13 protein-coding genes are annotated in these 15,916 nt (G+C 40.6%); 1 reads left to right on the forward strand and 12 read right to left on the reverse strand.

What is annotated here, in order from left to right; genetic code table 11:
* Window positions 1-17: 17 nt before the first annotated feature.
* The 4 genes from QPX86_RS12940 to QPX86_RS12955 form a co-directional block, all read right to left on the reverse strand.
* On the reverse strand, window positions 18-902 hold the full coding sequence (locus tag QPX86_RS12940; protein ID WP_220755331.1) for an alpha/beta fold hydrolase: 885 nt from the start codon (window positions 900-902) through the stop codon (window positions 18-20).
* Between the two features lie 49 nt (window positions 903-951).
* Complete coding sequence (locus QPX86_RS12945) at window positions 952-2,001, reverse strand: 3-oxoacyl-ACP synthase III (RefSeq protein ID WP_220755332.1); 1,050 nt, start codon at window positions 1,999-2,001, stop codon at window positions 952-954.
* A 255-nt stretch (window positions 2,002-2,256) separates the two neighbouring features.
* Window positions 2,257-3,528, reverse strand: coding sequence for a methyltransferase (locus QPX86_RS12950; protein WP_285162938.1), 1,272 nt, complete (start codon window positions 3,526-3,528; stop codon window positions 2,257-2,259).
* A 12-nt stretch (window positions 3,529-3,540) separates the two neighbouring features.
* A complete protein-coding gene (locus QPX86_RS12955) occupies window positions 3,541-4,716 on the reverse strand; it encodes a magnesium transporter CorA family protein (protein WP_259651395.1) in 1,176 nt (391 codons plus the stop codon).
* Window positions 4,717-4,945: 229 nt separating this feature from the next.
* Here QPX86_RS12955 and QPX86_RS12960 point away from each other — a divergent pair, with 229 nt between their 5' ends.
* Complete coding sequence (locus tag QPX86_RS12960) at window positions 4,946-5,167, forward strand: DUF1289 domain-containing protein (RefSeq protein ID WP_220755333.1); 222 nt, start codon at window positions 4,946-4,948, stop codon at window positions 5,165-5,167.
* 122 nt (window positions 5,168-5,289) lie between these two features.
* Here the strand turns inward: QPX86_RS12960 and QPX86_RS12965 are convergent, their stop codons facing one another.
* From QPX86_RS12965 to QPX86_RS13000, 8 genes are all read right to left on the reverse strand, one after another.
* Window positions 5,290-5,646: a YajD family HNH nuclease gene (locus QPX86_RS12965; protein ID WP_220755334.1), complete on the reverse strand. Its 357-nt coding sequence runs from the start codon at window positions 5,644-5,646 to the stop codon at window positions 5,290-5,292.
* Between the two features lie 184 nt (window positions 5,647-5,830).
* Window positions 5,831-7,807 carry a BCCT family transporter gene (locus QPX86_RS12970; RefSeq protein WP_220755335.1) on the reverse strand — a complete coding sequence of 659 codons (1,977 nt, stop codon included), beginning with the start codon at window positions 7,805-7,807 and terminating at the stop codon, window positions 5,831-5,833.
* A 162-nt stretch (window positions 7,808-7,969) separates the two neighbouring features.
* Window positions 7,970-8,563, reverse strand: a complete 594-nt coding sequence (locus QPX86_RS12975) for a DUF502 domain-containing protein (protein ID WP_220755336.1) — start codon at window positions 8,561-8,563, stop codon at window positions 7,970-7,972.
* 139 nt (window positions 8,564-8,702) lie between these two features.
* A complete protein-coding gene (locus tag QPX86_RS12980) occupies window positions 8,703-9,848 on the reverse strand; it encodes a putative sulfate/molybdate transporter (protein ID WP_220755337.1) in 1,146 nt (381 codons plus the stop codon).
* A 359-nt stretch (window positions 9,849-10,207) separates the two neighbouring features.
* Window positions 10,208-10,918: a phosphate signaling complex protein PhoU gene (gene phoU, locus QPX86_RS12985; protein WP_220755338.1), complete on the reverse strand. Its 711-nt coding sequence runs from the start codon at window positions 10,916-10,918 to the stop codon at window positions 10,208-10,210.
* Between the two features lie 64 nt (window positions 10,919-10,982).
* Window positions 10,983-11,801 carry a phosphate ABC transporter ATP-binding protein PstB gene (gene pstB, locus QPX86_RS12990; protein ID WP_220755339.1) on the reverse strand — a complete coding sequence of 273 codons (819 nt, stop codon included), beginning with the start codon at window positions 11,799-11,801 and terminating at the stop codon, window positions 10,983-10,985.
* Between the two features lie 28 nt (window positions 11,802-11,829).
* Entirely contained in the window at window positions 11,830-13,488 is a 1,659-nt protein-coding gene (pstA, locus tag QPX86_RS12995) for a phosphate ABC transporter permease PstA (protein WP_220755340.1), read from the reverse strand.
* Between the two features lie 58 nt (window positions 13,489-13,546).
* Window positions 13,547-15,802: an ABC transporter permease subunit gene (locus QPX86_RS13000; RefSeq protein ID WP_285162939.1), complete on the reverse strand. Its 2,256-nt coding sequence runs from the start codon at window positions 15,800-15,802 to the stop codon at window positions 13,547-13,549.
* Window positions 15,803-15,916 lie beyond the last annotated feature (114 nt).

Genomic DNA, 15,916 nt, shown 5'->3' on the forward strand with positions numbered 1-15,916 from the left:
TTTTTGCTGTCAACACGTTAACCTTTTGGCTGCTCAGCCATAAAGTGCTGAATAAGCCCAATGACATCTTCGCTAGCATCTTCAAGAATATAATGACCGCAATCATCAAACTCTCTTACTTGCGCATGAGGCATGTGCTGACGCCATTTATCTAAAAAGTGCTTATCAAATACAAAATCTTGTAGTCCCCAACAAATTAACGTTGGTACATCAGAAAATTTCGCTAAGCTGTCACTGATTTCAGTGACTAAATCGTAGTTACGATCTTCAGGCTTTAATGGAATATCCTGCACAAAACGTAGTGTCGAAATACGATTTTTCCAGTTATTAAATGGCGCTACGTATGCTTCACGCACTTCTTTTGCCATTGGCTGACGTTTAACGCCAACATAAGACGCTATTGATGAGAATGCGTTAAAGCCTCTCACTAAAAACGTCCCCAAAATGGTTTCACGGCAAACCCACAATGCCCACGGAAACGGTTTAGTTTCTGGTAAATGAAACGCTGCAGTATTTAAAAACACTAAACGTTTAATGCGCTCAGGATAGCGAGCGGCATAGCCCATACCAATCATACCGCCCCAATCGTGAACAACTAGGGTAATATTTTCTTTCACATCTAAATGGTCTAGCAAAGCTTCTAAATCGTCAATGCGATTTTTTAAGGTGTAATCGTATTGTGGATCGTCGGGTTTATCCGATAAACCACAACCAATATGATCTGGCACGATACATTGGTGAGTTGGGCTTAAAGCGCTGACCAAATTACGATAGTAGTAACTCCAACTCGGATTACCGTGAACCATAACCACTGGTTCGCCTTGACCTTCATTGACGTAATGTAATTTATTGCCATTACGATCTAAGTAATGACTGTCAAAAGGCAACAGATTCTCTAACATGATGCTTCCTAATAATTTTTATAATACTGTTAAATAACCAGTTGGATAACTACCACTTGATGCCGAGCATCATACAGTTTAATCCACTGCCTATTCCTAGAAAGCTCACTTGATCGCCTAGCTTTAAGAAACCTTGGTCATGTGCAATCGCTGCTGTGACTGGTAACGATACTGTGCCCATATTGCCCAATGTTTCATAAGTTGGGTATTCTTTTTCGTGAGGAATATCTAATGCATTTAACACTTGTTTACGGTTTGATGCGCCAACTTGATGACAAATCACTTTATCAACTTGATCAACGACCCAATCACGTTGAGTTAAGAAATGTTCCCAAGTGTGCTTAGCTAAATCAACGCCCTCTTTTAACAAGGTAACGGCATCAGTGCGCATAAACTCGCGATAAAGTTTTTGGCTAGTTTCTTGTAACCCCCACTGACACAATTCATGGTGTTCAGGAGCTGATAAGTGGCTCGCACCTAATAATTGATGTTGACGAGTATTTTTAAGAGGCAAACTGCCATCAGTCAATATCACAGCTACTGCACCAGAACCACCAGTCAATGTAGCTAGTGATTGAGCAAAATTTTGCATTGTAGGATCAGACAACATATTGTCGATAGTCACTTCCACAATATCGCGGGCTGATTCACAGGAAACCACCATGCCAGCTTTAATTTGGCCTAACTCAATGCGATTAGCAATATCTAAAATCCCTGACAACACTCCAAGACAAGCATTACTGATATCATAAATCGCAGTATCTTTAGACACTCCTAGCTCAGCTGCAACACGACAAGCAGTTGCAGGCTCATGTTGGTCACGACAAACGCCGGTATACACCACAGCGCCTAAATCGTTCACACTAATGCCAGTTTCATCAACTGCTTTTCTTGCGGCGCATAAAGCTCCGTCAGATAAACGATAGCCTTTTGGCCACCAACGACGTTCTTTAATACCTGTTAATGCAGCAAGTTGCCCCATTGGAATACGAAACTTTTGATAAAGCGGCGCAAGACGAGATTCTAGGTCTAGGCTAGACACCACTTGGGGTGCTAACTCATAAGCCATACTATTAATAAAAACGCGGGAATATTTCATGAAACCGTATCAATCGCTCACTTTAAGGTCGCTTACAGCAACCATATTTATTGGTATTTGTTATTAACCCGCCATTTGAGCAAGAAAAACCCAAATATTCAATATAAAACCACTTTTAGTCGCAGATAAATCTATCTAAACCACAGTTAATTTGACAGAAACTTACAACGACATAAGTTAATTAAATCCGTTTCATTGTATTTTAAAACTATATAACAGCGAGTTAGCTAACATTTCGAACATAGATAATATCAATTATCTTTTTTTAGCCTGAATTAAGCTATTTCTTGGAGTAATACTGTTTGAACAAAATTCAAACACCTCAACTTGATAGTGATGTTGCTCTAGGTAACACACTCTATCTAATATTAACCAGTGCTCTAAAACCTGCCTGAACAAGTGAGCAACCAAATCAATCCGTCTAGTAAGCCGTTGTCTATCGCGCCCTATTTGGAAATATGCCTCAATATCATTAATCGTGGAAATATCCACTTGTTTTTGCGAAGCAGCCCAATGACAAAAATCGACAAAACCACCTGAGAGTTGGCTACGTTTGATACTTGGGATAGGTAGATAATTAGAATTGCCAGTCGCATCTCGTTGCAAGCTATCAAACCCTAAGCGCCAGCATATTTCTTGATGCCTTAAGGCGAGTTGCTTTTGATTTGCAATCACGCTTTGTTGCAGTGGCAGCTGTAAATCGTGTCTAGATAAGCTAAAGTTCGCTTGTTTAGCCGCATCAGAAAGTGGCTGGTATTGCTTCGCTTCGATTAAATGATAACAACAAGGCGAGAATGAAATCGACTGTGTGGCAGCTTCTGTGGCTAAATTAAGTAAGCGAACATGCAAGTCACCACATGCATGTAGTGCAACGGCATGTTGCTCAGTCTTTAATGGATTTTCATCCAACTTAAATACATCGGTGCAGCAAAACTGCTGAGGCAACTGCCAACGTTTAGCAAAATTTTGTCCTTGCTCGCACAGGCTTTGTTGCCATTCTAGACTGGTTACATTGGTATGAAGGGTTTTAGCAAGATAACGGCCTAAATGTCCTTTACCAGCACACCACTCTACAATCGGTAATCCATCTAAAGGAACATGGTAAGCAAACTGAGTGATTTGTTGCCACTTACGTCCTTTAATATGGGCACTAAAGTGACTTAATTCAGTTTCTGTTAGTGCTGACTTACTATCATTTCCGGTGCTAGCTATAAACTCATTGCACAATAAGCTTCTCAGCTCAGTAAACTCAATAGTCAAACTTGAGCTCGAATTTGAACCCGAGGCTGAGTTCAAATCCTCAACCACACTTGGCAACAAAAATTCCACGAGCGTTTGCTGTTCAACATCTAACGCATCAATATCAGCATCATCAATTTGCCACACTTTATCTGCCAATCTTGGAAATGCTTGTTCCCAAGGTAAAGATTGGCACTCAAATGCTTGCACTTGCCATAAAGGCTTAAGCAAGGTTAACCATTTGCTTATCTGCAAGAGTTTCGTTGTGTTAGCAGTACTAATAGACAATGCTGAAGCCTTCTATGCTTGTTTTCTTATCGCCATTCGCTTGCCTAACCAGACACCGAACCCTAAAGGCGCAAAAAATACCGCGATTAAGAACAAAATGAAATACACAATCATACTCTTGAGCATTTCAGTGATCTGTTTGAAGACTAATTCAACGGTTTTATGGGTTAACGAATCTAAATCCTGAATCGCTGCTTCTCGCTCATCAGTAATCATTTGCACCAATGCTTCACGCTCATGGGTAATAATCAGCGCAAGCGAAGCACGCTCTTTTGATAGCTGTTGCAGTTTATCATCTGTCACTGCACTTAACTGCTCAATTAACGGACTCAGTTCGGTGCGCATATCTGACGCTAACAGTGTCATCATTTCTGGTGTTTGTTCCATTAAGGCTTGAAACTTTACCGTAGTTTCGCTGATATTTTTAAGAGCTTGTTCTACATCGGCGGCATTAACATCTGCATGCAAGGCATATAGCTCGGCTTTCCAACCTAATATTTTAGGCATTTGCTGAGTTGTCATGGCCATTCTATCTGACATATCACTCATCACTTCAGGCATTGAGCCAAAAGTAGTGATCGCTTCAAACTCAGAAATATTGCTATAAGCTAACCAATCTTGAAACGCTGATGTTCGACTAAAACTAATATCTTTAATTGGATTTTTTGCTACATATTGCTTAATAAAAGCTTGATGTTTTTTGTAGCTGCTAGCATCAACAAATCCTTTGACCGTTTTTGCAAACTGCGCTGATAATATCTGACTCGCCTCTATCGCAATGATTTGCTGCTCACCAAACAAATCACTGCCAGCACCTTCAGAGAAATACTGTTCCATTTGTGCGGTAAACACCCAAGTATCCAGCATTGCTGCCACTGGTGAAGCTTGAAAAATCGCACGCTGTAAGTTTTGCTCTGAGTAAATTTTCCACATCAAAGTATTCGAAATAACCGTGACATCATCTGTGCCATTGGCAATGAGATCAGCACTGGCTTCTACTTGAGTATAAAAAGTGTAACTAAACTCACGGCTAAACATCCGCATGTTAATTTGATCTTTAGGTAATGGCTCGACACCACTTTCAAGTTTCACTTCAAGTAACGAACACCCCGTCATAATGAGTAAACTTAACACCGCCATCGATATAATAGACCCGCGCTTTACTACTGAACATAGCCAAGATTTCATGGTATTCTCCACACCAACTTGTAGCAATTAAGCTAATTTTATCCAACACCAACTCGCCGCTAATGTTACAAAAAAAACAAAATGGCGACAGTTAACCAATAAGATTAACTAGTTGATATATAATAATTAAATTTCATCGAAGACTAATTTTTATCATGCTTTATGTCTAGTTTTTTGATGGATAAATGAATACCAATCACTCCCTGACTTGTAATTATAGGACGAATAAATGCACTCACCTTGCGTTGCTAAATGCGGGCTAAACGATGACGACTTTTGTATGGGTTGTTTTAGACACATCAATGAAATAGTTGGCTGGGGAAAGGCTAGTGACGAAAAGAAACAACAAATTTGGGATTTATTGCCTGAGCGCAAACAAACACTTAAAGGTGGTAATAGCCATCAGGTGATCAGCCGAGACAAATGGCTAGCTGCCGAAGGTAAGCTGTAACATCGGTTTATTCAGCAGCTTAATGCCTAAAACCCAAAAAAAGGTTACCCGAAGGTAACCTTTTAATTCAACTCAGCGAACACTTTAACACTGATAGTAAACCTTAAGTTTTTAGCAATAACTTACTTTTTCATCATCGATTTTAAATCAGCAAAAGGATTGTAAGTCGCAGCTTCTTGTTTCACTTCTTTGGTGCTGCCGTAACGGATCAATTCTTCAAAACGGGAATGCTCGTTATCGTGACAATAAAGACATAATAGCTCCCAGTTAGAGCCATCTGATGGGTTATTATCATGGTTATGATCAACATGATGCACTGTAAGCTCAGATAAATTCTTATGGGTGAACTCACGAGTACAACGGCCGCATACCCAAGGATAGAGCTTTAACGCTTGTTCGCGATATCCTTTTTCTCGGCTGGCTTTGTACTCTCTCGCTTCCGCTAATACTTTATCTAGTTTACTTTGAGTGCCTGACATCGACTTTCCCACTATTGTTTGTTAACCATTAGTGACCAATTTTTATAAATTAGCCCAAAAAATTACCCCAAGGATAATCTCAGTTATCACTTGAGGCAATGTTTTCTGCTATAGCGATTATATAGCGACTAAATTTAAGCAGTGCCTATAGCCATCACACTTATTACAGAAGCTTTAAAATTCATTAAACCATCACCAACTCAGAATTAGACAGGTGTTGATAATGCAGATAACGCTCATACTGGTTAACGATATCGGCAATAATCTGCTCTTGTGTATAGCCCATCACATCATAATGCTGGCCACCGTGCTCTAAAAACACTTCTACTCTGTAGTAATCTTGATGACTATCAAACGTCTCGACTTCAGTACCATTCATCGTAAAGGCTCGGATACGGAGCCCATAGGCAAATGGCGAAGTTTCATTTTCAGAACTGCCTATTAGTAGCCATACCCGTTGGTTAACTTGAGTAATTACCGCTGGTACATTTTTGTCTAAGAAGGCTTGCTTTACTTCTTTCAAAGCAGGTTTAGCAATCATATCCAGAAAGTTTTGTGCATCTTGCTGGCTTGGCTGCGAAACCAGCACATCAATCCGGTCTTTCCAGCTCATATTCGCCTGTGCAAATTGGACGCTAGTATTATGTTGTTGGACACTTTCAAGCTTTAAACGGTCATCTTTAAGGGCTTTATATAGTCCAATACACATCAAAAACATCACAATCAAAAATGGCATAGCACTGGCAATCGCAGCGGTTTGAAGTGCATGTAAACCACCAGCAACGAGTAATACAGACGCTACAACACCTTGTAAAACCGCCCAGAATAATCGCTGCCACACAGGTGAAGTTCTATCACCACCTGAGGTTAAGTTGTCTATGACTAATGAGCCTGAATCAGAAGAAGTCACAAAAAAGGTCACCACTAAAAAGACGGCTACAACGGATAAAACTGTGCTAAATGGTAAAAACTCAAAGAATCTAAACAATGCCACCGATACATCATTACTTACAGCATCCGCTAAGTAAGTTGCACCGCGATTCATAATGGCGTCAATGGCAGTATTACCAAACACCGTCATCCACAAAAAGGTGATCCCTGTGGGTACAAACAACATACCCATTAAAAACTCACGAATGGTACGTCCGCGACTCACTCGGGCGATAAAAGTACCAACAAATGGAGACCAAGAAATCCACCAGCCCCAATACAATAATGTCCAACCACCAATCCAATCCTCTTTTTGCTCATAGGCATAGAGGTTAAAAGTTTTATTCACAATATCGCTAAAGTAACCGCCAGTGTTTTCCACGAATGCTTGTAAAAGCATTACCGTAGGTCCTAAAAACAATACTGCTATTAACAAGATTAATGCTAAAAAGAGATTCAACTCACTTAACCGTCTTACCCCTTTATCTAACCCTGCTACAACCGAAACTGTCGCGATGGCAGTAATGCTAAGGGTTAAAAACACTTGAGTGGAAATCGTATTCGGGAATCCGTCTATTAAATAGCTCAAACCTGAATTGACTTGTAAAACACCAAAACCAAGTGATGTCGCAACACCAAACATAGTGCCTAACACTGCAAACGTATCAACCGCATGGCCAATAGGACCATAGATCCGATCACCGATTAACGGATACAAACCGGATCTTGGCAATAATGGCAATTTATGACGATATGAAAAGTAAGCTAAACTAAGCGCAACCACAGCATAGATAGCCCACACATGAAGACCATAATGATAAAAAGTGATTTTCAGAGCATCTTTAGCAGCTTGAATGCTTTCAGGATCTGCCTCTGGCGGAGCCAAAAAATGCATTACAGGCTCAGCGACACCAAAAAACATTAAGCCAATACCCATGCCTGCTGAAAAAAGCATCGACACCCAACTCTTGTTGCTGTAGTCAGGTACTGAATGATCTGGGCCCAACTTAATATCCCCGTATCGACTAAGCATCACATAGATAATAAATATCAAAAAGATGCCGACACCAAGAATATAAAGCCAACCAGCTTTAACTTCTAACCAGGATTGAATAGATTTAAAGAAATGGCTAACACTATCTGGCCATACAGCACAGAATAGAACCATCATAAAAATAAGTATTACAGAAGAATAAAAGACAGGCGGGTTAACACTCGACTTCTTTGACATGATAGAGAACCAGAATAAGTTACGATAAGTCGCTAAAAATCTGCTTTAAAAATAAAAAGTTAACTTATAATACTGCTAACTAATATTTTTCGATTTCATGCAACCGTAAAAAGAAAATTAAGTATATGTGACTACAAATATAGTCACACCACCGTTAATTATCTATTTTACAGGGGGATTATTATTAGAAATGGAAATACCAGCAGTTAGATTAAAACGCATTGCATCTTCAAAAGACCAATCGACCTCGATGAGATCTTCGCGTTTAACTAAACTTGTCACACCAGCCATTTGATAACTCAACTGGAATAATACCGGCACCCAATCACCTTCAGGTAAAGCTTCAGTTAACGGTTTAGGCGCTGTTTGATTCATAATAAACCCAACAACATAACCACCATTTGCTTGCTTAATTAATACCGTCTTTTGATTTTTGGGCTTTCCATCTCGCTTCATCAACGCAGCAATATCACGAATACTGCCGTAGACCGATTTAAACAAGGGGAACTTCATTAACTGCTGTTCTAGCCAGCCATATAACCAAGCAAATGGACTAAACGAAAATAACACCCCTGAAATAAACACCAATACGGCGACTAGAATAAAGCCTGCACCGACAAAGGTATTATTAAGGTCAACTATATCCAGCAGTAAATGACCTAGGCCATCTAAAGAAATAAATAACGACCAAAATAACCAAAGACTTAATACCATAGGTAATAAGTTGGTTAATCCACGAGAAAGGGTATTTTTCATTTAGCTCACGAGAAAGAAGATTAAGCGAAAATGTTAACACAATTTGCTCATTAGTCATGTCGCATATACGAGATGACTAATTGAGCAAACATGACTTTGTGAACTTAATCACATTCAATTAAGTTTACTGTTCTCATATTTAATTTTTTGAAGCAGAAAATGACACCCATTGATGGCGTCCTAACTCTAAAACAACTCCCACAGCTAAACCAGCTGCAGTATTGATAACAAGACAAGCTAACGCCGTAGAAAAAATCACAAAAATACAAAAAGGTTTACCATCGATAAAACGCTTTGACCAAGCAAGTTGAGTACCTGCTATTGCGAGCAAACTCCCTAGCACCGCAAGCGGAATTAGCGAAAGAACAGTCGCAATGCCCTGCCCCCAAAACGCTGCAATAAGTAAACAAGTGACGCCAAAAATAGTCGGCGCTAACCAAGTGCGTGCGCCAAAATGATGCTGTACCGCTAACCCACCCGCGCCGTGACACATAGCAGCACCGCCAAAAGGAGCCAATAACAAATTTGACCACCCTGAGGTTTTAGCAAAAGCCTGTGGAGTAAATTTGTCACTATCATCGGGAAACTTGTCTTTTGCCATCGCAGAAATAGCGATCACCGCATTGGTTAGTGTCAGCGCCAGCTGCGGCAATACCAATAACACAGCTGCAGAACTCCATTCATGACTATCAGGCCAGCTAAACTGCCAAGTTGCAGCTTGGGCGAAATTAAAATTGGGCGCACTTTGGCTTAGGTACTGCCAAGTAATGCCTAACAAAATAACCAGAGGCATCACAATGTATTGCATCGGCATGAAGCGACTTAGAAACAATGCAGCAAAAGCGAGTAATCCCACAGCCCATGTTTCACTCATCATAAAGCCGCCCATCCAAATCAATTGAATACCAATCGCTAATTGGATCCCGATGCTAATAGCTGGCGATAACTGTTTCGCCATCCATTGAATGATGCCGCTGTATGCGAGTATGAGGAGTATTACCCCCATTAACATGGCGGAAGCTTGCAACATGCCTGGTGTTAACCCTTCAGCAATCACCAGAGCACTGATTACTTTCATGGGTTGTATTGGGATAGGCCTGCGATAGTAAAAAGCGGTAAAGAGTGCAAAGCAACCAAAACCTAAAAAAATGCCTTGTGGGGAAAATTGGTTTAGTGCGATAAGCCCTAATACCAAAGGAAGAAAGGTGCCTAAGTCAGCAAATGCACCGCTTAGTTCTCCTGAAAATTTGTTTACGTTATTTAATCTATGGGTCTTACATCTCATATATCTTGCCATAAGGATTGGATATAGAGATAAAGCAATTAAAGTGCCAAATTTTATTTGTGACCTATTTCATAAAAATTTCGATTTTTTAATAAGTTATAGAAACTGCTGAGACAAACTGTCTCAAAATCATTATTTCCACAAGGTCATTTTGTCCAATTTAGCATTCTCTTATTCATTCTTGATAACTGATGACTTCCTTTGAGCTAGCTTTTACACATTTGTCGCATCAAAATATCTGTTGCAAGAATAGTAATCGCAATAAATCGCTGCCACGAAAAAGCCCCTATAAAGGGGCTTAATCTTACTATCGACAATCACATGTATATGCTGATAGCGATGAATATAGAGCTGTCGATTTACATGTTTAAATCTTTTTCCATATCTTCATATGAAGTATGGCGAACATCTTTACCTTTCACGAAAAAGATAATGTATTCACAGATATTTTTACAACGGTCACCGACACGCTCAACTGCACGTGCAGCCCAAAGTACATCTAGTACCGCTGGGATAGAACGAGGATCTTCCATCATATAGGTCATTAATTGACGAATAATACCTTCATACTCTTTGTCTAACTTGGCATCTTCTTTATGCAACTCTAGTGCGTTTTCCGCATCCATACGTGCAAATGCATCAAGGGTCGCATGAAGCGTGCGCGTAGCATGACGTCCCATGTTTTCAATACTCACCAATAATGGCTGCTGATTGTTTAAACGCTTATCTAAAGCCGCTTTAGCAATACGTACACAAGCATCGCCAATACGCTCTAAATCGGTAATGGTCTTACCGATTGTGATAATAAGACGTAAATCACTTGCAGCAGGCTGACGCTTAGCAATAATACGAGTACATTCTTCATCAATAGCCACTTCCATGCCATTAACTCGATGATCGCCATCAATGACTTTCTGCGCAAGTTCGGCATCAAGTGATGCAAGTGCATCAAGTGACTCTTCAAGCTGACGCTCTACTAAGCCACCCATCGCTAATACGCGGTTACGAATATCTTCTAATTCAGCGTTAAACTGACCAGAAATATGCTTATTTAAACTTTTGTTTTCCATTACTGTATCAACCTTTATTCTTTAAAATATTGACCTAAGCCATCAGCTACTAATGCCAGTACAATTAGCCGTAACGACCTGTAATGTAATCTTCTGTCTTACGTTTTTGTGGCGTGGTAAAGATAGTATTGGTATCAGCGTACTCAATTAATTCACCCATGTACATGAAGGCGGTTTGGTCTGATACACGTGCAGCCTGTTGCATGTTATGCGTTACGATGACCACAGTATATTTTGATTTAAGATCCGTGATTAACTCTTCAATCGTTAACGTTGAAATTGGATCCAATGCCGATGTCGGTTCATCGAGTAATAATACTTCTGGCTCAATGGCAATCGCACGAGCAATAACAAGACGTTGCTGCTGACCACCAGATAAACCGAAAGCGTTATCATGTAAACGGTCTTTCACTTCATCCCAAATCGCAGCGCCGCGAAGAGAACGTTCAGCCGCTTCATCTAACTCACGACGGTTGCTCACACCTTGTAGGCGTAATCCGTAAACCACGTTCTCGTAAATCGATTTTGGAAACGGGTTAGGACGCTGGAACACCATACCGACATTACGGCGAAGGGCTGCGACATCGACTTTCTTGTCATAAATGTTCTGGCCGTGAAGTAAGATCTCACCTTCAATATGACAAGTTTCAACTAAGTCGTTCATTCGGTTAATACAACGTAATAGCGTTGATTTACCGCAACCACTTGGGCCAATAAATGCTGTCACTTGGTTTTTCGGGATCTTCATGCTCACATCAAATAGAGCTTGTTTATCGCCATAACGTAAGTCTAGATTACGAATTTCTAGCGCAGTATCCTGTGCAGGTAGGTTTGCTAAATCGACAACTTCAGATTTAATAGCGCTTTGATCAATAGAAATCATTTTTGTTTTTTCCTCAGGATATCGCTAATTAATGTTCTAGCGAACGGAATTTTTCACGTAAGTGATTACGTACACTAATAGCTGTTAAGTTAAGTGTCACAATCACAGATACTAATAAGAATGAAGTTGCATAAACTAATGGTCTAGCCGCTTCTACGTTAGGGCTTTGGAAGCCAACGTCATAAATATGGAAACCCAAATGCATAAACTTACGTTCTAAATGGATAAACGGGAAGTTCATATCAATGGGAAGTGTCGGTGCAAGTTTAACAACACCCACTAACATCAACGGCGCAACTTCACCTGCTGCACGAGCAACAGCCAAAATAAGACCTGTCATAATTGCAGGACTCGCCATTGGAATAATTATGCGCCATAAGGTTTCAAACTTTGTCGCACCTAAGGCTAAACTGCCTTGTCGTACTGCAATTGGAATACGACTCAAACCTTCTTCAGTCGATACAATAACCACAGGCAGAGTCAAAATAGCTAAAGTTAATGCTGACCAAATTACACCAGGCGAACCAAAGGTTGGCGATGGTAATGCTTCAGGATAAAACAATTGGTCTAATGAACCACCAAGCATGTATACGAAGAAGCCTAAACCAAATACACCGTATACAATTGACGGAACACCCGCTAAGTTAATCACCGCAATACGGATCATCTTAGTTATTGGGCCTTTCTTAGCGTATTCGTGTAAGTAAATCGCCGCTATAACACCAAATGGCGTCACAATCACAGCCATCAGCATAACCATAAATACCGTACCGAAAATTGCTGGGAATACACCGCCCTCAGTATTGGCTTCACGTGGGTCATGGCTAACAAAGCGACCTAAACCAACAAACCAATGCACGACTTTATCAAAGCTATTCATGCGGTTTACATAGCTAACATCAAGTACTGAATCAAGCTTTAAAGTGACTTCTTCACCGCGCATATCACGAATGATAACAGAGTCTCTTGCCGCTTCATCACGCAATGCAAACAAGTCTTTTTCCATGACTAAATAGTCTTGGTTCAACTGCTCAGCTTGCGCATCAAGCTCTGCTTTAAGTGCTGGCGTTAATTTACCATCTAACTCGTAACCACGTTCTTTTAAACGAAGACGTTCCAGCGCATAGTTAACTGAACCAATTTCAGACTTCTGCAGTTTCAGCGCTTGCTTACCAATATTAACCGAACGTTCTATATGCTCTTCTAACGACGCTTCAATTTGCTCACCTTCAATTGATAAACGCTTACCGTCTTCGATAACGGCTATAGGATAGCCATAGAAGTTACCGTTTTTAGTACGCTCAAACATTGCGATATCAGTTGGCTTTTCACGACTCACAATATCCGTTGCTAATATCCAGCGGAAATCTAAACCAACAAACTCACGGTTACCCGTTTTAACTAAATAACGCGTAACAAACTCACCTGGATGTTCATTAAACGTGTGACCCGCTGAAATTAATCGCTCAGTAGGCACTTCTTCACGGTCGTAAATTTCACCGATTAAGGTCGACTTAACACCATTATTGTCTTCCATTTCCCACTGATAAATATCAGCAGGCCAGAAGTAACTTAAACCGCGCCAAGCAATTAATAACAACAAACCAAGTACTGCAATCAAGCTGATACTTACTGCACCACCAGTCATCCATATCCATGGAGAACCTGATTTAACCCACTTACCCATTGCTCAAACCTCTCAAGGCGATTGGCGAAATATTAAATACTGTTTTCATCTTCATTCCTTAAAGTGAGCTGTAACGTTCACGTAGACGTTGACGTACCACTTCTGCAATGGTGTTAAAGACAAAGGTAAATACAAACAAAACGAATGCTGCAAGGAACAGGACGCGGTAATGCGAACTACCAATGGCAGATTCTGGCATTTCAACAGCAATGTTCGCCGCCAAGGTACGCATACCTTCAAATACACTCCACTCAAGGATTGCGGTGTTACCTGTTGCCATTAATACAATCATGGTCTCACCTACCGCGCGGCCTAACCCCATCATCACTGCTGAGAAGATACCAGGACTTGCCGTTAGCAATACCACACGTGTCAATGTCTGCCAGTTTGTTGCACCTAAGGCTAACGAACCATTCGACAAGTGACGTGGCACAGAGAAAATCGCATCTTCAGCAATCGAGAAAATCGTTGGAATAACCGCAAAGCCCATCGCAATGCCAACTACAAACGCGTTACGTTGGTCAAATGTAATGCCGAGTTCATTGGTGATAAATTGACGCGTGTTGCCATCAAAGAAAGCAATTTCAATCACTGGACTTATTTCGAATGAGAACCAACCCACAAACAAAATAACCGGGATTAGCATAATTTCTTGATAGGTCTCAGGTAAGCGTTGTTTCCACTGAGGTGGTAACTTGCTCCAAGTGAATGCACTCAGCAAAATACTGGTCGGTAATAGCGTCAGTAACACTAAAATACCCGGCAAATGATCTTCAATTAATGGCGCTAACCATAAACCTGCTAAGAAACCCAAAATAACCGTAGGCAGTGCTTCCATGATTTCAATCGTTGGCTTGACCACACTTCGCACTTTTGGAGCCATAAAATAAGCGGTATAAATTGCCCCAGCAATCGCAATTGGCACAGCAAATAGCATCGCGTAAAAAGCGGCTTTCATGGTACCAAATGCTAACGGCATCAAACTTAATTTAGCTTCAAAATCATCTGAACCTGAGGTGGATTGCCATACATACTGTGGTTCTGGATAACCTTCGTACCAGACTTTTTGCCACAAAGCGCTCCATGAGACTTCAGGATGGTCATTTTCGACCGCAAACACATTCAAGCTATTGTTTGCTTCGACGATTAACGCATTAGAGCGTGGACTGAAAGCCATCTCACCAGGCTGAGCAATATTAATTTTTTCAGTGAACAAGTTACGTTGACTGGTTGTATAAAGCAGCGATAGCTCGCCTTCAGGGCTTACTACAGCAAAGCTTTTACGATAAAACTCAGTCGCAATTGTTTGCACTGGTGAGTCAATTTCAAAATCACGAATCTTTTGATATAAACGACCATTGCGGCTACTTACTTGGAAGTATTGGTCAATGGTACCGTCTTCATAATTGACTAATACGGAGCTTGCGCCCGCCAATAAGCTGACATTGGATACTTTATTTTTGCCATCTTTAACGTCAATAACTTGAAGTAACGTTGGCTCATCTGTATCACGAATGTTATAGATAAAAATCTTGTCTGATGTCGGTAAAATTAACTGACGATGATCAGGTGTCATTAACGCCGTTAATGCATCTTTAGGCGCATCTTCAACGACAGTTAAGTCTGAATACCATTCAATTTCTTCGGTCATCATGTTTTCTTCGCCTTCAAGGCGATTCAATTTCCATGCACCTTCATTGTTTTGGTATGCAAAGCCAATGCGACTATCGATATAATCAAAGGTTAAATGATGTAAAGGCTGACCTTCATCAACCATGATTGGTGTTTCACCGAGTGGATATCGTAAACGAGGCGTTATCGTGCGCACGTTGTCCGGGTAAGTTACACCAAAATCAACACCGACAATTAAAGCTTCTCCAGAACTTAAGCCCAAGACAAAACGTTGCTCGTTTGGCTTTGCTTTAGCACTACTGACTACCTTAGTGCCCGCTGGAATCGGTGGATGAAAGCTTTCAATTAACTGCTTGCTGGCAACTGAATAAAAATCAACTTGACCATTTACCAATACGCGATAAGCAATCTCATTTTGCTCATCACTACCAACCATTAGCGTGGCAACGTCGGTATTTTGATAACTGATTGTTGATACAGGTTCAACATCAGCGCCATCAAAAATAGGTTTAATCACATACAATAAATAAAAGAAAATCAGCAACAAAGCGACAAAGACCATGGTGCCACCCACAGTCACTCCGACTTCAGCTGCTTTATCCGTAAATGCTCTTCGACTTGTGCTTCTACTAACTAGCAAGCTTTTCGTTTCAGAACCAGGCTGACCTACCTGACTTTCCATTCAGAACCTCTATAATTAATCGTCAGCGAAATTTCGCTATGATTGTTTAATCCACTGTGTTACTAAATAAATAGCTGTTTTATTTACTTAAACCGACTGTTGTTAAATTACTAG

Origin of the sequence: Shewanella goraebulensis, from assembly GCF_030252245.1 — a bacterium.
Classification (GTDB): Bacteria; Pseudomonadota; Gammaproteobacteria; order Enterobacterales; family Shewanellaceae; genus Shewanella; species Shewanella goraebulensis.

Bases quoted from the DNA above. Each gene is read 5' to 3' on its own strand.
- pstB (WP_220755339.1), bottom strand. From the start codon at position 11,801: ATGATTTCTATTGATCAAAGCGCTATTAAATCTGAAGTTGTCGATTTA.
- QPX86_RS12940 (WP_220755331.1), bottom strand. From the start codon at position 902: ATGTTAGAGAATCTGTTGCCTTTTGACAGTCATTACTTAGATCGTAAT.
- QPX86_RS12970 (WP_220755335.1), bottom strand. From the start codon at position 7,807: ATGTCAAAGAAGTCGAGTGTTAACCCGCCTGTCTTTTATTCTTCTGTA.
- QPX86_RS12975 (WP_220755336.1), bottom strand. From the start codon at position 8,563: ATGAAAAATACCCTTTCTCGTGGATTAACCAACTTATTACCTATGGTA.
- phoU (WP_220755338.1), bottom strand. From the start codon at position 10,918: ATGGAAAACAAAAGTTTAAATAAGCATATTTCTGGTCAGTTTAACGCT.
- QPX86_RS12955 (WP_259651395.1), bottom strand. From the start codon at position 4,716: ATGAAATCTTGGCTATGTTCAGTAGTAAAGCGCGGGTCTATTATATCG.
- QPX86_RS12945 (WP_220755332.1), bottom strand. From the start codon at position 2,001: ATGAAATATTCCCGCGTTTTTATTAATAGTATGGCTTATGAGTTAGCA.
- QPX86_RS12965 (WP_220755334.1), bottom strand. From the start codon at position 5,646: ATGTCAGGCACTCAAAGTAAACTAGATAAAGTATTAGCGGAAGCGAGA.
- pstA (WP_220755340.1), bottom strand. From the start codon at position 13,488: ATGGGTAAGTGGGTTAAATCAGGTTCTCCATGGATATGGATGACTGGT.
- QPX86_RS12960 (WP_220755333.1), top strand. From the start codon at position 4,946: ATGCACTCACCTTGCGTTGCTAAATGCGGGCTAAACGATGACGACTTT.
- QPX86_RS12980 (WP_220755337.1), bottom strand. From the start codon at position 9,848: ATGAGATGTAAGACCCATAGATTAAATAACGTAAACAAATTTTCAGGA.
- QPX86_RS13000 (WP_285162939.1), bottom strand. From the start codon at position 15,802: ATGGAAAGTCAGGTAGGTCAGCCTGGTTCTGAAACGAAAAGCTTGCTA.